General features: G+C 45.2%; 17 protein-coding genes. 14 read left to right on the forward strand and 3 right to left on the reverse strand.

Annotation, left to right across the window (positions count from 1 at the left end):
• Window positions 1–224: 224 nt before the first annotated feature.
• The 5 genes from R4537_RS10095 to R4537_RS10115 all read left to right on the forward strand — a co-directional run bounded on the left by R4537_RS10095 (window position 225) and on the right by R4537_RS10115 (window position 7,279).
• Window positions 225–566, forward strand: coding sequence for a metalloregulator ArsR/SmtB family transcription factor (locus tag R4537_RS10095; protein ID WP_000936743.1), 342 nt, complete (start codon window positions 225–227; stop codon window positions 564–566).
• A gap of 96 nt (window positions 567–662) precedes the next feature.
• Entirely contained in the window at window positions 663–1,664 is a 1,002-nt protein-coding gene (locus R4537_RS10100; RefSeq protein WP_071177741.1) for an ArsJ-associated glyceraldehyde-3-phosphate dehydrogenase, read from the forward strand.
• Between the two features lie 13 nt (window positions 1,665–1,677).
• Entirely contained in the window at window positions 1,678–2,175 is a 498-nt protein-coding gene (locus tag R4537_RS10105) for a cyclin-dependent kinase inhibitor 3 family protein (RefSeq protein ID WP_000149592.1), read from the forward strand.
• 44 nt (window positions 2,176–2,219) lie between these two features.
• Window positions 2,220–3,449 (forward strand): organoarsenical effux MFS transporter ArsJ, encoded by a 1,230-nt coding sequence (arsJ, locus tag R4537_RS10110; protein WP_000952193.1) that lies wholly within the window; start codon window positions 2,220–2,222, stop codon window positions 3,447–3,449.
• A gap of 614 nt (window positions 3,450–4,063) precedes the next feature.
• A complete protein-coding gene (locus tag R4537_RS10115; RefSeq protein WP_071177742.1) occupies window positions 4,064–7,279 on the forward strand; it encodes a glycosyl hydrolase family 18 protein in 3,216 nt (1,071 codons plus the stop codon).
• 89 nt (window positions 7,280–7,368) lie between these two features.
• On the opposite strand, the gene R4537_RS10120 is transcribed toward R4537_RS10115, so the two are convergent.
• On the reverse strand, window positions 7,369–8,199 hold the full coding sequence (locus R4537_RS10120) for a CPBP family intramembrane glutamic endopeptidase (protein WP_071177743.1): 831 nt from the start codon (window positions 8,197–8,199) through the stop codon (window positions 7,369–7,371).
• Between the two features lie 282 nt (window positions 8,200–8,481).
• On the opposite strand from R4537_RS10120, the gene R4537_RS10125 reads away from it, so the two are divergent.
• Together R4537_RS10125 and R4537_RS10130 are read left to right on the forward strand one after the other, a co-directional pair.
• A complete protein-coding gene (locus R4537_RS10125; protein ID WP_071177744.1) occupies window positions 8,482–9,024 on the forward strand; it encodes a YbhB/YbcL family Raf kinase inhibitor-like protein in 543 nt (180 codons plus the stop codon).
• 12 nt (window positions 9,025–9,036) lie between these two features.
• Window positions 9,037–9,825, forward strand: coding sequence for a helix-turn-helix transcriptional regulator (locus R4537_RS10130; RefSeq protein ID WP_071177745.1), 789 nt, complete (start codon window positions 9,037–9,039; stop codon window positions 9,823–9,825).
• A gap of 57 nt (window positions 9,826–9,882) precedes the next feature.
• Here R4537_RS10130 and R4537_RS10135 read toward each other — a convergent pair whose 3' ends face one another.
• Window positions 9,883–10,371 carry a hypothetical protein gene (locus R4537_RS10135; protein ID WP_002032619.1) on the reverse strand — a complete coding sequence of 163 codons (489 nt, stop codon included), beginning with the start codon at window positions 10,369–10,371 and terminating at the stop codon, window positions 9,883–9,885.
• Between the two features lie 263 nt (window positions 10,372–10,634).
• A complete protein-coding gene (locus R4537_RS10140; RefSeq protein ID WP_071177747.1) occupies window positions 10,635–11,624 on the reverse strand; it encodes an L-threonylcarbamoyladenylate synthase in 990 nt (329 codons plus the stop codon).
• A gap of 245 nt (window positions 11,625–11,869) precedes the next feature.
• On the opposite strand from R4537_RS10140, the gene R4537_RS10145 reads away from it, so the two are divergent.
• The 7 genes from R4537_RS10145 (at window position 11,870) to R4537_RS10175 (ending at window position 18,766) form a co-directional block, all read left to right on the forward strand.
• Window positions 11,870–12,235: an Hpt domain-containing protein gene (locus R4537_RS10145; protein ID WP_071177748.1), complete on the forward strand. Its 366-nt coding sequence runs from the start codon at window positions 11,870–11,872 to the stop codon at window positions 12,233–12,235.
• Window positions 12,232–13,371, forward strand: coding sequence for an HDOD domain-containing protein (locus R4537_RS10150; RefSeq protein WP_071177749.1), 1,140 nt, complete (start codon window positions 12,232–12,234; stop codon window positions 13,369–13,371). The genes R4537_RS10145 and R4537_RS10150 overlap by 4 nt, the downstream gene beginning before the upstream one ends.
• Before the next feature lie 200 nt (window positions 13,372–13,571).
• Window positions 13,572–13,937, forward strand: coding sequence for a response regulator (locus R4537_RS10155; RefSeq protein WP_071177750.1), 366 nt, complete (start codon window positions 13,572–13,574; stop codon window positions 13,935–13,937).
• On the forward strand, window positions 13,934–14,515 hold the full coding sequence (locus R4537_RS10160) for a chemotaxis protein CheC (RefSeq protein ID WP_071177751.1): 582 nt from the start codon (window positions 13,934–13,936) through the stop codon (window positions 14,513–14,515). Before R4537_RS10155 ends, R4537_RS10160 begins: the two co-directional genes overlap by 4 nt.
• A gap of 10 nt (window positions 14,516–14,525) precedes the next feature.
• Window positions 14,526–15,845, forward strand: a complete 1,320-nt coding sequence (locus R4537_RS10165) for a sensor histidine kinase (protein WP_071177752.1) — start codon at window positions 14,526–14,528, stop codon at window positions 15,843–15,845.
• Window positions 15,846–15,890: 45 nt separating this feature from the next.
• Entirely contained in the window at window positions 15,891–17,162 is a 1,272-nt protein-coding gene (locus R4537_RS10170) for a sensor histidine kinase (protein ID WP_407047520.1), read from the forward strand.
• Entirely contained in the window at window positions 17,162–18,766 is a 1,605-nt protein-coding gene (locus R4537_RS10175) for an EAL domain-containing response regulator (RefSeq protein WP_071177754.1), read from the forward strand. The genes R4537_RS10170 and R4537_RS10175 overlap by 1 nt, the downstream gene beginning before the upstream one ends.
• The last annotated feature ends 3 nt before the right edge of the window (window positions 18,767–18,769 follow it).

The raw sequence follows: 18,769 nt of genomic DNA on the forward strand, positions 1-18,769 counted from the left end.
TTGCTACTTCCTACCCTCGGTTCTACTCATTTTTCTAGCCTGAATGATTTTTTATCCAAGCACAATTTGTCTTACCTCATTGTTTATTCATGGTTTTATTAATTTTTGATGACAGATGTTGCAGTCATCGTTGATTTATTTTTATTCAATACACCAAACACTGATTGACATCGATTTTTTCTCCAATAAGATATCTGCATATCCATATATATTGGAGTTTGATTATGTTACCCCACCAGTTTTTCAAATTACTCGCCGATGAAACGCGGGTGCGCTGCTTACTGATGATTGCTCGGGAAGAGAAGGTTTGTGTGGCTGAACTTACCGAAGCTTTGAATGAGAGTCAGCCGAAAATTTCCCGCCATTTGGCGTTGCTGCGTGCCAGCGGCGTGGTGGTCGATATCCGTCAGGGGCAGTGGGTGTTTTATCGTATTTCCGATCAACTGCCGGGATGGATGCGCAAGCAGATCCAAGGGTTGGTGGAATCCAACTGTCTTAAACAAGAATACCAGCAAGATATTAAGCGCCTCGCCGAGATGACTTCTCGTCCTCAGTGCTGTGTGTAAAGAACCAAGTTGAGTTATCCCTCAACGGCTTAGCGTTGTAGCCCAAATGGCTGCTTAGTTGGGAAGGGATAAAAACAAGTTTAAAGGAAAAGGAAGATGGCAATTAAAGTCGGAATTAATGGATTTGGTCGTATTGGGCGCTTGGCTTTAAGAGCTTCGTTTGATTGGCCGGAGATTGAATTTGTACAGATCAACGATGTGGCGGGTGATGCTGCAACATTAGCGCATCTTTTGGAGTTCGATTCGGTACAAGGTCGTTGGCACCATGCTGTGGGCAGTGAAGCGGATGCTATCCTGATTAACGGCAAACGCATTCGCACAACACAAGAAAAAGCGATTGATGCAGTGGATTGGTCGGGCTGTGATGTGGTGATTGAGGCTACGGGTAAGCACCGTAAAGGCGAATTCTTGAACCAGTATTTGGCACAAGGAGTAAAACGCGTCGTCGTTTCAGCGCCTGTCAAAGAAGAGGGGATCGCCAATATCGTGGTCGGGGTAAACGATAACATCTTCAATCCTGAGCAACATCGCATTGTCACTGCCGCTTCTTGTACCACTAACTGTATTGCTCCAGTGGTGAAAGTGATCCACGAAAAATTGGGTATCGCGCAAGCCTCTTTTACTACCATCCATAACCTAACCAATACGCAAACCATTTTGGATGCACCGCATAAAGATTTACGCCGTGCTCGTGCTTGCGGTATGAGCCTCATCCCCACAACCACCGGCTCTGCTAAAGCGATTATCGAAATTTTCCCGGATCTGAAAGGCAAGATTAATGGACACGCTGTACGTGTACCGTTGGCGAATGCGTCGTTAACCGACATCATTTTTGATGTTGAGCGTGATACGACGGTGGAAGAGATCAATCAGCTGTTAAAACAAGCCTCAGAAAACGAGCTTAAGGGTATTCTGGGTTTTGAAGAGCGTCCACTGGTGTCGATTGATTACCAAGGCGATCAACGTTCAACGATTGTGGATGCGCTCTCTACTATGGTGGTTGGTAAGCGAATGGTGAAAATCTACGCTTGGTATGACAACGAAATGGGTTACGCCACGCGCACCGCGGAATTGGTTCGTAAAGTCGGTTTGGCATAAGGAGTAGTAAAAAATGACGCATCCTACTTGGGAATTACCGGTAGCCGACAGTCAGGCGAGCTTAGTGCTCACACCTTGTCCGGGAACCAAAGGCACACCACTGTCGGAAAGTATTGCCCAACTGAAAGCGCAAGGGGTTTCGGCTGTAGTCACGGCGCTAAGCCATGAGGAAATGGAGCTGCATGGTGTCGGTGAGCTACCAGCGGAAGTCGAAAAAGCCGGATTACAGTGGTTTCATGCGCCGATTGAAGATGATTGCGCGCCGGATGCGGCCTTTGCGCAAGATTGGCAGCAGTGCTCACCGGCTTTGCATCAGGCACTCAGCCGCGGTGAAAAAGTCGCTTTGCATTGCATGGGCGGTTCGGGTCGTACTGGCCTACTGGCCGCGCATCTGCTGCTGGAAAAAGGTTGGCCGCTGGAAAGCATCATTACTCAGGTGCAAGCATTAAGGCCGGGTGCATTTACCAAAGAAGTGCAAGTGCAGTACGTGCATCAAATCGTCAAACCATAACCCGATCAAGGGCCGCATAAGCGGCTCTTTTTAAGAGAGTGTTTATGTTGTCCCAACTGAATGCCCATGTTCGTCAGTACATGCTCGTGACGTTCAACTACTGGAATTTTACTCTGACTGATGGGGCGCTGCGTATGTTGGTAGTGCTCTATTTCTATGATTTAGGCTATTCCAGCTTAGCGATTGCCTCGCTGTTTCTGTTCTATGAATTTTTTGGTGTGGTGACCAACTTAATTGGCGGGTGGCTTGGGGCTCGGCTTGGGCTGAATCGCACCATGAACATCGGGCTTGGTTTGCAAATCATCGCACTTTTGATGCTGGCAGTGCCAGCAAGCTGGCTGACCATTCCTTGGGTAATGGCCGCGCAAGCCTTGTCGGGCATCGCGAAAGATCTCAATAAGATGAGTGCCAAAAGCGCCATCAAAACCCTAGTGCCAGAAAATGCACAAGGCGCGTTGTTTAAGTGGATTGCGATCCTGACGGGGTCAAAGAATGCCTTAAAAGGTGCTGGATTTTTCTTGGGCGGCGCGTTGTTGTCTTTGATCGGTTTCCAGTACGCAGTGGCTGCCATGGCGGCTGTGTTGGTATTGGTTTTCATTGGCAGCGTAATGAGTTTGAAATCCGATCTCGGCAAGGCCAAGAACAAGCCGAAGTTTTCCGATATTTTCTCTAAATCGGCGAGTGTGAACATCTTGTCGGCGGCACGGCTATTTCTGTTTGGCGCGCGCGATGTGTGGTTTGTCATCGCACTGCCTATCTATTTAGGCAGCGTGTTTGGTTGGGATCACAGTGCTGTGGGCGGTTTTCTGGCGCTTTGGGTGATTGGCTACGGCGTCATTCAAGGATTCGCGCCCAAAATCACAGGCAGCAAATCGGAGCATCCACCAGCAGGGCGAGCCGCTATTGGCTGGGCATTGGCACTGTCGTTGGTTACGGGGCTGATTGCTTACGGTGTGCAGATACAGTGGCACCCAGAAGTGGTGATCATCGGAGGACTCATGCTGTTTGGCGCGGTATTTGCGGTGAACTCTTCACTGCATTCATACCTGATTGTCAGCTACGCCAAAGATGATGGCGTGTCGCTCGATGTCGGCTTTTACTACATGGCGAATGCGATGGGGCGCTTAATCGGCACGATATTATCTGGCTGGGTCTTTCAGCTTTGGGGGCTTGCGGCTTGTCTTTGGGTCTCTTTCGGATTTTTAGTGCTGACGACGCTGATCTCATTTTGGTTGCCGAATCGTGCGTATACGTCACAAGTGAATTTGAAATAATGAGCTTGGTCGATTTTTTGTAGTCGATATGTACCTCTAGTCAATAATTTACCAATCCGCTTTTACGGGAATGCACAGATAATTATTTATTGGAAATGTTTATTGGCGACTTTTTATTGTGTGGGGTTATTCTGACTCTGGGATTAATGACTTGGCGGCTATCTTTATAAAAACATGTTGTTTTTGTATATCAGTATTGTCTGATTTTTTATTTATGATCAAAAATAAAGGGACTGACTTATTTGGCGTGAGTGATTATTGACCTGAAATGTAATTAAGTGTGACTGAAATTTGTATTGATTAAGGTTTAGTGCATTGAATTTAAAGGGTTGGTATTGATCTTGTGTTTATTTTGTTGTTTGGGTATTTATCTTGGTTATGGTTCTTTCTAGCGAGCGATAATTTTATTGAACCGTGATCTCAATGATTTTATGAATTATTTCTTTCTGATTATTTTCAAGCTCTCAATGAGTTTATTTAAAATTATGAAAGTGTCGTTACATTTGCTTACATCCGTTTGAAACAGACTGAAACAGTTTCTTTTCTATAATGAGACATAAATTTTGTTCAATAAAATAAGTCTCGAAATAATGAAAAGATCAGCATTAACTTTAATGCCGACCGTTCTTGCATTAGCAGTGGGAATGGCGATGCCTGCAGTGCAGGCGGCAATCAATAGTGACGCTTCTGTGGTTGGCACTGAAAGCCAGTGGTGGAATACCTACAAAGTGACGCTCACTAACAACGGCAATCAGCCAGTTGAACTGCGTGATGCGAGCATTGCGTTTGATACCAACCTTTCCGTTTCAGCGCCTTCTTGGTCAGCTCAAGGCATCTCTTACCCAAGCATGAGCTTTAGCAGCAACGCGCAAGGTTCTGTATTTAGCAATCGCTTAACTCTGAGCTTTGATCAAGGTAGCTGGGTAAAAACGCAACTGCTGCCGGGGGCAAGCATTGATCTTACCTTAGGCGTCAGTGGTGTGCTTGACCTGAGCCTGCTGCAAAGCACGATCGCTCTGGAAACCGATGGTGAAGTGGAGCCAGGTCAGCCAGAAATTTCGCTAGAGCTGGCTTCACCCGTTCAAGGTGCAGAGTTCATTGAAGGCCAAACCGTTGCGATTGTGGCTAACGTTACTGCAACCAACACGACAGTAAAAACCGTCACGTTCTTGGTGGATGGTGAGCAGATTGCGTTGCTTGAGCAAGCGCCATTCCAAGCGAACTGGACTGCGGCTGGTGAGGGGGCTCACTCCATCAAAGCCATCGTGGAAGATGCTTCTGGTTTGCTGAAAGAGCAAGCGGTACGTATTACCGTCAAGGCCGAAGAAATTGATCCACCGGTTGAGCCTGAAGTTCCTGTTGCACCTGTGATTGAGTTGACCAATCCACGTAACGGGCAAAGCGTATTCTTGGGTAAAGTCACCACACTGGCCGCGAATGCGACAGACGAAAATAATGATCTCACCGCAGTTGAGTTTTTGGTGAATGGCGAATCGATTGGCCGTGTTACGCAAGCTCCATATCAAATGGCTTGGACTCCGGTAGCTTTGGGTCAATACACCATCGAAGCGATCGCTTACGATGCGGCAGGGCACCAAACGCAAACCCCAATGGTGACAGTGAACGCCAAAGAAATGGGCACGGGCAACCTAAGCTGTGATATCAAACAGATCTATCGTGAAGATGGCACTGAGTGTATGGGTGACGATCACCCGCGCCGTATCATCGGCTACTACACCTCATGGCGTACCGGTAAAAATGGTCTGCCAGCGTACCTCGCCGGCGATTTGCCTTGGGAAAAACTGACCCACATTAACTACGCGTTCGCCAGCATCAACAAGTCTGATTTCAGCATGCAAGTCGATGATTCCGCGACCAAAATGACGTGGGAAAATGTACCGGGTGCCGAGATGGATCCCTCACTGCCATACCAAGGTCACTTCAACCTGCTGAGCAAGTTTAAGAAACAGTACCCCGATGTGAAAACGCTGATTTCTGTTGGCGGTTGGGCGGAAACCGGTGGTTTCTATCCAATGACGACGGATCTGGCTTCCTGTTCAGTGAATATGGAAGGCATCAAGGCGTTCAACAAATCGGCGGTCGATTTCATTCGTCAATACGATTTTGATGGCGTGGATATCGACTACGAATACCCATCATCAATGAAAGATTCCGGTAATCCGGTCGATTTCGAGCAGTCGAACAAGTGTCGTGGCCAGTTGTGGGATAACTACATGGTGATGATGACCGAACTGCGCAAAGCGCTGGATAAAGCGGGCGAAGAAGATGGCCGTCGTTACATGCTGACCATCGCGTCACCTTCATCAGCTTACCTGCTGCGTGGTATGCAAGACTTCGCGATGCAAGATGTACTGGATTACGTCAACATCATGTCTTACGACCTGCATGGTACGTGGAACGAGTTTGTCGGCCCACAAGCCGCACTGTTTGATGATGGTAAAGATGCTGAGCTTGCCAAATGGGGCGTGTACTCGACTGCAGAATATCAAGGCATTGGCTACTTAAACCAAGCGTGGACGCACCACTTCTTCCGTGGTGCCTTTAAACCAAGCCAAATCAACATGGGGATTCCTTACTACACTCGTGGCTGGCAAGGTGTGAGCGGCGGTGAGAAAGGTCTGTGGGGTCGCGCGGTTGAGCCTAATCAATCGTCATGTCCAGAAGGCACCACTGTTTGTGGTTGGGGCGCGGAAGGTACCGATAACATCTGGCACGATGTGGATGCCAACGGTAACGAAATCAAAGCCGGTGTGGTGCCCATGTGGCATGCGATGAACCTGATGCATGCTGAAAAATTGGGTATTGACGGTATGCCAAGCTATGGCCCTGCGTGGGGTATGGATCCAAACAACCCGAAACATCTGATTGAAGGCAAATACGAGCGCGTATGGAGCCAAGAGCTGCAAACTGCATGGCTGTGGAACGACACCAAAAAAGTATTCCTGAGCATTGAAGATAAAGACTCATTGAAGCCAAAACTGGACTACATCGTCGATAACGGTTTAGGCGGTATGATGATTTGGGAGATGGCGGGTGACTACTCGTATGACGCGGTGAAACGTGAATACGTGATCGGTTCTGACATGACTTCTTATGCTCATGAAGTGTTTGCTGCGGCGAAGCCGATGGATATTCGTCATAACGATCTGCCACAACCAGACTCGATGATTGACGTTACGGTATCGACCACAGAATGGCCAGAAGGCGATAGCAACTACCCAATCAACCCGAAATTGGTGTTTACCAACCACTCAAATGTGGCGATTCCGGGCGGTTCAACCATTGAGTTCCTAATGCCAACGTCAACCGGTGATATCGTCAAAGATTGGAGCGGTGCAGGCCTGAAAGTGATTGAAAGTGGTCATACCGGCAGCAACTTCTCGGTGAATGGTGAGAAGAAACTGTTCCACAAAGTGGCCGTGACACTGCGCTCAACCGAAACGATCCCTGCGGGCGGTGAGTACAGCGTCGATATGGTGTACTACACCCCAGTCTCTGGCGTGGCTAACGGCGTGCGCTTTATCGTGGGTAACGAAACGGTCGGTCTGAAGAAAGACTTCCCAACATTGCCAGCGTTTGAAGGTGCCACCGATGGCGGCAATGGTAACGAAGGTGGTGCGGGTCAATCTTGTGCCGATGCCGGCATCAACCCGAATGGCTTGAAAGTGTACCCAGAGTTTCCACGTGGCGACCACGCGGCAGGCGGTGACCAACTGATCCACAACGGTTCTGTATGGCAAGCCAACTGGTGGACCAACAGTACGCCATCGAGCACCGATGCATCATGGAAAGCCGTGTGCAAAATCTAAGCTAACTACCGTTCATTAAACATAAGCCCAGCCATTTGGCTGGGCTTTTCTATGCTTGGAAAAAGGGATAAGAAAAATGGAAAAGGCGTTTAACGCGCCAGCATGGGATAGGTGAAAAACAGCAAGTGAGCGAAGTTAAATAAGAAATGCACGCCAACACTGACCCAAAGACGCCCGGTAAAATGGAACACCAAACCATAGCCAAGCCCTGCAAGGGCGGCAAAAATCATCAGAAGTGGGCCACCCGCAAAATGGGCCATACCAAACAGCGCACTGGCGATCAAAAGTCCGGCAATGGCGCCAAACTGCTGCTGAGCTTTTTGCTGAATCAAACCACGAAATAGCGCTTCTTCTGCCACACAAGTAAATAGCAAATTGTTGAGTGCAAAAATCCACCACCACTCCGGTAGTGACCATTCAAATGCCAGCGCGCCTAACCAAACCGCGATCGGCAAGAGAGCAAATAAAGGCACTAAGGTCAGCAGTGTGGTCTTGATGTTTGGCATTTTAGACTGACCCAGTAGCGCTGGAAACGCGAGTAACAGAGCAAAAAACACCAGCGGTTTATCTAAATTCAGATAAAGGCTGAAAGAGGTACTGTGCGCACTGGCGATCACTTTATCCAGCACTTTGAGGTTAGAAAAACCGGGTAGCCAATGGAGAAATAGCGCCAAACACCACAGCAGCAAAGCAACCCAAGCGGTCGTGCGCCAGTGTGATTGACCATTCGCAGCCAGATACGCCAGAGCAAAACCAATACCGACGATTCCAGCGCCAACGAAGGTGAGGTAACCACTTCCTAATGCACTGAGCAGAGTGATGATCAGTAGTCCCCAACTAACGCGGTGATAACGAGCGAAGCCCGCCATGATCGCTAAGGCCAGCGGTAGCCAAAGCAAAGCGGATGCAGAAAGTAACATATTGATATCCTATTTATTTCCTCTTGCTTCAAGAGCTTGAGGTATTTAAGGCAGGGATAATGACGTGCTAAGCGAGTAAGGACAAGCCACGAAGTCAGGCTTTCTGACTGGTTAAACCTGTTGAACAGCTATACCGTGAGCTTTTTTGCACGTTGACAGTGATTAAATGTAACGATAAAACTCAAAAGTAACGAATCTTGAGTGTTTATTGAGTTTTATTGTTGCTTATTGAGCGATTGAAGAAGGTAAATTATTCACGTCAACTTAACGAGGAGAATCTCAATGAAAGCACGTCATCTTTTACCTGTACTCGCCGCCGCGATCAGTTTTCCTGCGCTGAGCAGCCCTGTAATGACGCTCACTAGCCAAGACATTCAAGAAGGTTCACGAATGGCGAAGCATTTTGTGTTTAATGGTTTTGGTTGTAGCGGTGATAATTTGTCGCCACAACTGAGCTGGAACAATGCCCCGAAAGGCACCAAAAGTTTTGCCATTACCGCTTATGATCCTGATGCACCGACTGGCAGTGGTTGGTGGCACTGGGTAGCACTGGATATCGCGGCGGATCAACACGCCGTGGCTCGTGGTGCAGCCAAACAACTTAAAGGAGTTCGTGAGCTGAACAACGATTACGGCTTTAGCGGCTTTGGTGGTGCGTGCCCTCCACAAGGTCACGGTATGCACCGTTATCAATTTACGGTTTGGGCACTCCCGTTTGAAAAAATGGAGATCCCACAGGGGGCTTCTAATGCTTTAGTGGGTTTTATGCTGCGCGCTAATGCGCTTGAGCAGGCCACGCTAACCGCAACCTATGTGAATGAATAATAAGGAAGAGAAATGAGCAAAGTGATCGTGCAGACTGGGCAGTTTAAAGGTTTGCGTAAACAGCCTCTGCATAATGTCTTGATCTATGCGCCCACCATTATTTGGGTAACGCATGGACATAAACAGCTCTGGTGGCATGACACGACGCTCAATTTTCATTCTGCTGATTGGCTGATGTTGCCAGCCAATCAGTATCTTACCTTTGTGAATGTGCCGCAGCAGGCGCAGTTTTATTCACGCACCTTGACCTTACATGAAGCGCCACCAGTAGAGTGGATAACTCAATCAAGTCAATATGAGCGAAATGAACAACCTAGAGTGAGAGTGACGGCTGCGCTGGCCTACTGTTTTGAGCTGCTTTACGAGATGAACCAAAAATCGCTCAGTGAAGAGACACAGCGCCAGTTTGTGCTGGGTTTTTACGCGCAGTTGCGGGATGCGAAAGCGCTGCATTTGCTGTTTCCGAGCGATAATGCCTCAATGCGAGAGCGTTTAGCACGTTATTTAAGTGTTAATCCCGGTGATGAACACAATATTGAAACGGTTTCGGCGCATTTTGCGATGAGTCGAGCGACCTTGGCTCGCCATTTGGCAGCGGAAGGTACGGGTTTTCGAGAAGTGCTGAGTGAAGTGCGGATGAACTACGCGCTCGCGCTGCTGCAAGAGCTGCGTCCTTTGATGGAGGTCGCAGTGACTTGCGGGTATCAATCATTGACTCGATTTTCGGCGCGCTTTAAGCAGCAGTATCGGCTTACGCCTTATCAGTATTTACAAACCATTACGGATAAGCCGGAAAAATAAAAGAGCCACCTCAGGTGGCTCTTGAACGATGGATTACTGAACTATAGATTACCGAGATTAAATGCCCGCGCGCTTTAGAAGGCCCGCCATCAACGCTGAGCTCGATTTCACTTGCTTAGATTTGTTGAGCAGATTTTTCGCTAACGCTTGGTTATCAATGCTTTTGGCGATGTAAGACATCGCATGATAGAAATCGCTGGCAGATTTAATCTTGTCGGCGTCATTGAGTGGCGCAAGCAATTTCACCATTTCCGTGCCTTTCATTTTTTTCTCAGTGGCGTACGCTTCAACGGCATCCAGCACAAGATCGAGGTCGTTCATGGCTTCGGCACTTTCCACGCCATTCTTTTTCATCTCTTTTTGGTTACGTTTACGCAGCTGCTTGATCATAAACGCAGGTTTGTTAATTTTTCTAAAACCAAAATAACCCGCAGCAATCACGATGACGATCCCGCCGACCACATAACCCCAAATGGAGCCGCTTGACTCAACTACAGGCTGTACGGTTTGGGCGGCAAAATCGACGGTGGTAGAAACATCAGACATCTTACAAATCCTATCGGTGGCGCTTCGAAACAGAAGCTATTAATTAATCTGGCTGCCGAGTCGGCGCATTGCGGTGCATCAATCTTTATTGAAAGGGCGATTGAAAAGCACGTTTTTTTCACCAGCTTTGTGAACATCAATGGGGATGTTCATCGACAAAACCAAGCGGATATCTGCAGACATCTCAGTTTGGTTGTCTAGTTTGCTGCGTGAGTTCACAAAAATGGTGACCTTTCTTCTCTGTACTCGGCGTGGATATTGGCTTAGCTGGCTGCGCGACGCAGCCGATCATGCACGGCAAGCCACGCTTCACCTTGTGGTGGACGCTCTAACCAAATTTCATCTACGCCCCATTTATCCACTTCGGCCAGAGAGCGGTACAAGGCTTGTCCGTAGGCTTTGGCTTCTTGCGGCATCGGCTTGAGTAAACGCTGCTCGCTGGCTTGCAGCGCAGAGAGATGAAGTAGCGCGATGCGAAGCTCATCCGATTGAGTGGCAAGCTCGCGGGCTAGGTCATCAATCACCCTTAGGCGCGTTTTCGGTTGATAGTGGCTATCGACATTTCCGGGAACCGCCACTTGGTGAACTTGTGGTTGCAATACTTCTTGACCTAGCACCGCACTTAATTCACTTGCCGTAATGGGGCCTGCGCGCAGCACACGAAAAGGTTTGCTGGTTAAATCGACAATCGTGGATTCCAAACCGTGTTGGCATTCACCGCCATCCAAGACTGCGGCGAGTCTGCCATCCAAACCATCAAGCACCTGCTGGGCTGATGTTGGGCTGAGTTTTTTGTAGGGGTTGGCCGAAGGTGCCGCCACCGCTAAGCGATGTGTCTTTAAAATGTCCAGCAAGACAGGATGAGCGGGAACACGAATGCCGACCGATTCTAAACCGCCAGTCACAACCGATGAAACCTGCTTGGCTTTGGGGAGCAATAACGTCAAAGGCCCCGGCCAAAACGCTTCGGCAAGTTGATACGCTTCTGGCGCAATATCGGTAGCCCATTCAGAGAGTTGTTCTGCCGACCCGAGATGGACGATCAACGGATGATTCGCTGGGCGACCTTTGGCACTAAAAATCTGCTTCACCGCTTCAGGTTGGGTGGCATCGGCCGCCAGTCCATAAACGGTTTCGGTCGGTATCGCAACCAGTTGGCCTTGCTTAAGTAACTGCGCTGCGCATTCAATATCAGCAGGTGTTATCGCTGAAAGCTGTTGGGTATTCAACAAAAAATCTCCGTGGTTCGGCATAACTTACTCGCATCATCCATTCACCGATGAAAGGGTGTCCGGTGTTTTGAAGGGCGGCATTCTAACAAAATTTGACCCAGATCCCTACTCAAGAATGCTTCTGAACGATAAACCTTAGTATGGGTTTTATCGATAACTTTAAAACTAAAAGTGTGCACCGCTACCGTTTACATATCCGATAATGAACTACACTAAAGTTAAAGTATTGGTTTATATCGCAACCCTAACATTGGAATGAAAAAGAGATGGAGCAGAGTGCCGCATTTAACATTTCGACAATCGCCAAAATGGTCGGCAGCGATCTGGTAGAGCCTATGTTGGTGAGCTATCAAGAGAACACGCAAGCTCAGTTGACGAAATTAATCACGATTGTTGCCACGCAGTCCGCCAGTGAGCTGCATCGCTTGGCACACAGCATGAAATCCTCGGCAAGGTTCATTGGTAGTGATGCTCTGTCCGAATTCTGTTTTCAACTTGAGATGAAAACGGCCGCCGACCCAGAGTGGCATAATGATTATGTGCGGCAAGTGGAAGAATTATGCCAGCGAAGTCGCGATGTCCTTGAACAGATCGCCATCTATTTAGAACAGCAAAAAGTGAGTAATCGATGACTGCAGAAGCGATGAAGGTTGTTTGCGTCGATGACGACGATTTTATGCTCAAAGCCTTAGGGCGCATGATTCGACGCATGCGACCTGATTGGGAGATTGAGTTGGTTGAAGATGCTAACCATTGGGTGGCGGATGTAGAGCACGCGCCTAGCGTGGTGATTTCCGATCTGCTGATGCCGGGGAAAAATGGTGAAGCCTTGCTGACAGAATTACGTGCGCGTTGTCCTGAGACTATGCGGGTACTGTTAACCGGAGATACGACCCAAGAATTGCCTCGTAAAGCGCACACCTATGCGCAATTTGTGCTTCCTAAACCCTTTACTCACGAAGATTTTGAACACCTTTTCTTATGTGTCGAACGGCTGTATCGAATGCCGTTCAATATTGAATGCCGCAAGCGACTGGGGGCGTTAGAGGAAATTCCGATCCTGCCTAACTCCGTCCGTAAGTTACAGCAGGTGATTGCTTCGCCAAATTGCAGTATGGACGCAATTGCGGAAACCATAGTTCATGAGCCTGTATTGGTGGCCAAAATCATACAAATCGCCAATTCATCCTACTTTGGCTTTCGGCGTAATACCGATTCACTGCATGAAGCGGTTGCGCGTTTGGGCGCGGTTTTGGTGGAGTCTATTGCCATCTCTTTGCTCGCAATTCATCCCAGTAATGTGAACTCAGCGGAAGATCATCAATGGGTAGCGGATTGTGCATTTAAATCCAGCTCCATAGCGAGAGCGTTAGCGAGAGAACTGGGGTATCCACGTGCAGATCAAGACCGCATCTTTGTAGCGAATTTACTGACCTCGATTGGCAAAATTTTGCTGTTGGAAGATGGTGCAAGTAAAAAAGAGTTTTTGGATTACTACCACTTACAGTCTGGGTATGCCGATTGTGATGTGATATCGGCATACATACTGATTATGTGGGGCTACGATATTGAGATAGGGGACATTATTCTTAACCAAAGATTAGGGGCTTTTAATGGAGAACATGTGGAGCGACTGGGTTGTATTTCATATATCGCTAATTTTATTGGTGAATGCAAAGACGATGATCAATTAAAGATTTTCTTCTCGAGCTTACCAGATGATCTTCGACTAACTTTAAATCAACTTCAATCAATATTATCGACATAGAAGAGCTGGGGTAAGATCGTTAACGTTTTTCGGTTTAATCTGCTTTTTGAGTCGTGCTCGAAGTGAGCTAAAAGCACCTAGCAATGCTAGTCAATTTGGTTGTTTGTTGCAGCGGTTACAACGAGACCAACCTTGTGCGTTCAAAAATAAACACTCATGCGGACGTACCGCCTAGATGAGGAACTATAAGGAGATTGTATATGCCAATAAATGTCACAGTTGCCGATGATTCAAAAATGTCTAGAAAGTGTGTTATACGAGCAATTCCACAAACTTGGGAAGTGGATATTACCGAGGCTGAAAATGGCAAGCAAGCTATTGAAAAATATAACAGTGGTCTTGCGGATGTTATGTTTCTTGATCTGACAATGCCAGAAATGGATGGGATTGAAGTTTTAGAATATCTGCATAATATTGATGCAAAATGTGTTGTGATTGTTATAAGCGCTGATATTCAACCTTTAGTTCAGCAGCGTGTTAGAGAATTAGGAGCATTTACCTTCTTACAGAAACCACTTGATCCAGCGAGTTTAGAGGCTACATTACACGAGGCAGGTCTACTATGAATGTTGAGCTTACTTCTGATCATAAAGATGCTCTCCAAGAATTTATGAATATTTCGATGGGAAGAGCTGCTAGTAAATTGGCTATTATACTGAATATGCATGTCATAATTTCGGTTCCAAACATACGAGTTGCTACTGAAAAAGATATGGAGACGTTGCAATCTTTTGTCTCTGATTTCTTTTATACACGGCAATCTTTTTATGGTGGGTTAGATGGTGAATTGATTACCTTGATCAGCCGTCGCGGTTCTGAGAGGGTTGTATCTGATCTCAACAGTGATCCGCAATATAGAAAAGTAATAAGTCTAGAAGAGAGCATACTAGATATTTCAAATATACTCTCAGGTGCAAGTTTGAAAGGTTTATGCGAGCAAATTGAGCTAAAAACTAAAATTCAACCACCGGAGTTATTTGATCCGATTCGTCAGCCACTTCCTATTACTCAGTGGAGATTGTCTTTAATCATGGAAACTGATTTCTTAATTGAAAAATCAGAGTTTTCCGCAAGGACAAGTATTTGTTTTGCAAATGAGGATTTGAACAGAGTCTTTGCACAGTTAGATCAACTATTAATGTGAGAGAGAAACTATGACGAAGTCAAGATTGCTACTTTCAGATTTATTAGATCAATTATCCTTTGCGTTGTGCATAGTGCGTAGTGATTATATAATTGTAAAAGTTAATGAGTCTTTTAGTTCAAGAGTTATATGTGAAACAGGAGATTTTGTTGGTAGAAATATTATTGAATTATTTCCTGATGCATCAGAATATTTAAAACGTAAAATAGATACTACATTACTTATTGAGTCATCAGGATTTAGCTGCTGGGAACAACATCCTCATCTGTTACCATTTAAGAGTTCTCGTCCAGTATCTGGTGTTGAAGGGAAAATGTTTCAGAATATAGAAGTTATACCTATACATAGTGAAGATGGTAAGATAGAGCACATATGTTTATGTATTTATGACATGACAATACAAGCCAGCCAAAATATAGAGTTGAAGAAGATTACTCAAAAGCTGGAAGAGCAATTTAGCGCTCAAAAAATATTAAATAAAAAGCTCGAAGATGCACAAGGCCAACTTATCCAGTCCGAGAAAATGGCTTCTATAGGACAACTTTCTGCGGGCATAGCACACGAGATAAATAATCCTGTTGGATTTATTACATCTAATTTACAAACGTTGAGTGATTATTTCAATAGTTTAGAAAAGGTTATCAAAAATCTAACGGAATCTATTTCTCAAAGTCATGATCAGACACTGAATGATGCTTGCCAAAAAATTTTGAAACAAGGACAGGTAGATTTTGTCTTGGAAGATACAGCAGATTTAATCAATGAGTCTTTGGAAGGCTCATCTCGGGTTATGGCTATAGTAAAGAACCTCAAAGATTTTTCACACATGGATCGCTCAGAGTGGAGTTATGCAAATTTAGAATCTTGTATAGATTCTACACTTAAAATTATTCACAATGAGATTAAATACAATATAACTGTGGAAAAGGAATATGGGAAAAATATTCCAGAAGTTTGTTGTCAACCTATGCAGATAAACCAAGTTTTACTAAATTTATTAGTGAATGCGAGTCATGCTATTGATGGTGAGGGTAAAATCACGGTTTCTTTAGAAAGACTTGATGATAAACATGTGATTATTAAAGTGAAGGATTCTGGTTGTGGCATACCAGAAGATATTCGTGACAGGATATTTGAACCATTTTTCACAACTAAACCTGTTGGTTCTGGCACTGGTTTGGGGCTTTCGGTCTCATACGGTATAATAAAGAAACATCACGGTACTATTGATGTAAAAAGTACCGTAGGATTGGGAACTGAATTTATCATCTGTCTGCCAGTTGAACCTAGCGATTACGAAGTAGATAATATCGATGATAATGTTGTGTAGATTGGATTCACTATGGATAATAGAGAAAATAATTCACATTGCAGTATTAGCGTTACACGGAATGAAAAACACATTCTCTCTACCGTAATTTCGTTCATTAAAGTGTTGTATTCTAATGAAAATACCAAGCGGAAATTCGATTGTTTAATAACAACGATTGAAGATTTGATCCCTGATTGCCAAATTTTTCTTCTACAGCAGAAGGAAGAAGATAATTGGTATATCATTCAACCTAATGCGGTGAGCGATAGTAGATTAGTTTCTCACCCATTCCCAGTTCTTCTTAACGGAGACTATCGATGTTTGTTAAATGTACAAGATGATGTGTTATGGATGGAAAAATATGCTGAATACTTCCCAAATTGCAACAGCGCATTAGCCGTTAAATTTCACACAATCGATCAGCATTATTTTTTACTTATTATGCAAACAGAGCGTAATGGTTTTTCACTCCAACAACAGGATGAATTGTATGCTTTGTTTGATGTTATGAAAAGTGCTCTTTACTCCATGTTGCAATTTCGAAGAGTGGTTGTCGATAAACATCAAGTACAACAAGAAGAGAAGCTCGCATCATTAGGTAAGTTAGCGGCTGGGGTGGCGCATGAAATTAATAATCCTCTTGGGTTTGTGATGAGCAACTTTAGTTTTCTTGATGAATATATCACTCAAATTAAACAGCATCCGAAGATTCATGCCATTGTTGATCCGAAATTGCATGAGATGATCGCAGATAGTGAAGCCATTCTAATGGAGAGTTTTGAAGGGTTGTCGCGCATTAAAAATATAGTATCCAGTTTGAATGTATATTCACACAGCGAGGAAAATATGGCCTATATTGATATGAGAGACGTACTTAACTCTACTTTAGCGCTGATTGTTGGAGATTTGAAGTTTCGCGCCCAGATTATTTATCCGGAACCTGATAGACCTTATTACATTCGTGGAAGCTACAACAAATTACAACAAGTGTTTCTCAATCTGATCATAAACGCAGTTCAGTCTTTTATGAATCAGAAAGATGGTGTGATACGCATTGAAATCAATGATATCCCTTCGCAAGGTAAGAGTACTGCACAAATTCAGGTACTGATTGAAGACAATGGAAAAGGAATCAGCTCAGAGCACCTTGGAAAAGTTTTTGATCCATTTTTTACTACTAGGGATGTGGGCGAGGGAGCGGGCTTAGGACTGTCCGTTGCGCGTGAAATCATCAGCGAACATCATGGCAAAATCAAACTCCGCTCTACAGAAGGATTGGGTACATGCGTCTTCGTTACTTTGCCGCAGGCGGCTCATGCACAAGGAGGATCCTGATGCCAACCAACCGATCTATTTTATTAGTCGATGATGAGCCTGCGGTATTGAATGCTCTGAAACGGTCACTGCGCTCTTATTTTCCACATGTTTATACTGCCAATAATGGCCAACAAGCACTAGAGCTTCTAGCGAAGCATCCGATCCAACTCGTGATTTCGGATTTTCGTATGCCGGGAATGAATGGCGCGGACTTAGTTATTGAGATTAATCGACGTTATCCGCAAATAATGTCACTCATACTGTCTGGCCAGGCTGATATCAGTGGGCTGTCTCGAGCCTTAAATGAAGGGGGGCTGTATAAATTCTTACTCAAGCCTTGGGAGCCGGATTATTTATTACAAACAATCTTGCAGTGTTTCAGTGAAAAAGAGCATCGAGAGGAGTTCGATCCTGTTTCTGGTTTGAAAACGTTACAAGCACTAAATAAGCAAATTTCTCTGCTTCAGTCATTGGCGGATCATCCCTATTTAGTATTAGTTATTGAGTGGACGTTGCCCTTTGATGATCAGCAACGGATTGATATCTCTCAACATATTACCCAACAGATTTCAGAGTCAGAGAGTCTTTATCAACAAGGCTCTCGCTGGTTTTGGGTGACACATCGTCTCACCTTTTGGTATCAGTATTTATTTCGACTTCACAAAAGCTTCCAAGTTACCTCATTTATGGGGAGTGGGATTACCGCAGCACCCGTTTGGAGGATTGTGGATATTGAATTTTGGAAAGAGATGATGAATCAGTCAGAGTTTAAGGATGCGCAATCTGCTTCTCTTATTGAAGATCTGCCTATTTATTGGTACGGCAAGGAAGCAGATGGTACAGAAATTAAACAGTTACTTAGTATTTATCGTGATTTGATGGATAAGCGTTTTTGTGCTTTCTATCAACCACAGGAAAATATTGTCTCTGGGGAAGTGGTGGCATTTGAAGCCTTGGCGAGAAGGGTACTTGATAATGGACTGTATTCAATGCCAGATAGTTTCTTTCCAATATTGGAGAAATATCAGCTTATTCCTGAGCTGACTGCCGTCATGGTGCGCGATATATTGACATTTTTAACCCAAAGTGCTGCTGTTCTGCGGAGTGTTACGATCGGAGTGAACGTCCCAGGCAAAATGCTTATTGACGGTAGTTTTTATCGTCTGCTGCTGGATATTGCTGCACAAGTACAAGCTGAACACATATTGGATCGACTCTCAGTTGAGATAACGGAGCATGATTTGATAGCGGATTTTGATGCCGCTAAGCGCGAGCTTTATAAGCTAAAAGCACTAGGAATTCGCTGCGCTTTAGACGATTTTGGTAAAGGATACTCAGGCTATGAGTATTTGTGTGAAATTCCGTTTGATATAGTAAAAATTGATGGGCGCTTTATCCAAAGTTTAGGTAGTTCGGATTCGAGCACAGTGATAGTACAATCTATGATCTATAGCATTAAATCACTGAACATGCAGGTAATTGCTGAGTGGGTAGATTTAGAATCGCAATACCAAATTTTACAAGAAATGGGATGTGACATGGTACAAGGGTATTTAATTAGCACAGCATTAGCACCAGAACTTGTACTAACACTAATGAATCTAAATGAAACAGGGGATTAGTCT

It is taken from the genome of Vibrio paracholerae, assembly GCF_037672085.1.
In the GTDB taxonomy this organism is placed as follows: Bacteria; Pseudomonadota; Gammaproteobacteria; order Enterobacterales; family Vibrionaceae; genus Vibrio; species Vibrio cholerae.

Bases quoted from the DNA above. Each gene is read 5' to 3' on its own strand.
- R4537_RS10095 (WP_000936743.1), top strand. From the start codon at position 225: ATGTTACCCCACCAGTTTTTCAAATTACTCGCCGATGAAACGCGGGTG.
- R4537_RS10100 (WP_071177741.1), top strand. From the start codon at position 663: ATGGCAATTAAAGTCGGAATTAATGGATTTGGTCGTATTGGGCGCTTG.
- R4537_RS10105 (WP_000149592.1), top strand. From the start codon at position 1,678: ATGACGCATCCTACTTGGGAATTACCGGTAGCCGACAGTCAGGCGAGC.
- arsJ (WP_000952193.1), top strand. From the start codon at position 2,220: ATGTTGTCCCAACTGAATGCCCATGTTCGTCAGTACATGCTCGTGACG.
- R4537_RS10115 (WP_071177742.1), top strand. From the start codon at position 4,064: ATGCCGACCGTTCTTGCATTAGCAGTGGGAATGGCGATGCCTGCAGTG.
- R4537_RS10120 (WP_071177743.1), bottom strand. From the start codon at position 8,199: ATGTTACTTTCTGCATCCGCTTTGCTTTGGCTACCGCTGGCCTTAGCG.
- R4537_RS10125 (WP_071177744.1), top strand. From the start codon at position 8,482: ATGAAAGCACGTCATCTTTTACCTGTACTCGCCGCCGCGATCAGTTTT.
- R4537_RS10130 (WP_071177745.1), top strand. From the start codon at position 9,037: ATGAGCAAAGTGATCGTGCAGACTGGGCAGTTTAAAGGTTTGCGTAAA.
- R4537_RS10135 (WP_002032619.1), bottom strand. From the start codon at position 10,371: ATGTCTGATGTTTCTACCACCGTCGATTTTGCCGCCCAAACCGTACAG.
- R4537_RS10140 (WP_071177747.1), bottom strand. From the start codon at position 11,624: ATGCCGAACCACGGAGATTTTTTGTTGAATACCCAACAGCTTTCAGCG.
- R4537_RS10145 (WP_071177748.1), top strand. From the start codon at position 11,870: ATGGAGCAGAGTGCCGCATTTAACATTTCGACAATCGCCAAAATGGTC.
- R4537_RS10150 (WP_071177749.1), top strand. From the start codon at position 12,232: ATGACTGCAGAAGCGATGAAGGTTGTTTGCGTCGATGACGACGATTTT.
- R4537_RS10155 (WP_071177750.1), top strand. From the start codon at position 13,572: ATGCCAATAAATGTCACAGTTGCCGATGATTCAAAAATGTCTAGAAAG.
- R4537_RS10160 (WP_071177751.1), top strand. From the start codon at position 13,934: ATGAATGTTGAGCTTACTTCTGATCATAAAGATGCTCTCCAAGAATTT.
- R4537_RS10165 (WP_071177752.1), top strand. From the start codon at position 14,526: ATGACGAAGTCAAGATTGCTACTTTCAGATTTATTAGATCAATTATCC.
- R4537_RS10175 (WP_071177754.1), top strand. From the start codon at position 17,162: ATGCCAACCAACCGATCTATTTTATTAGTCGATGATGAGCCTGCGGTA.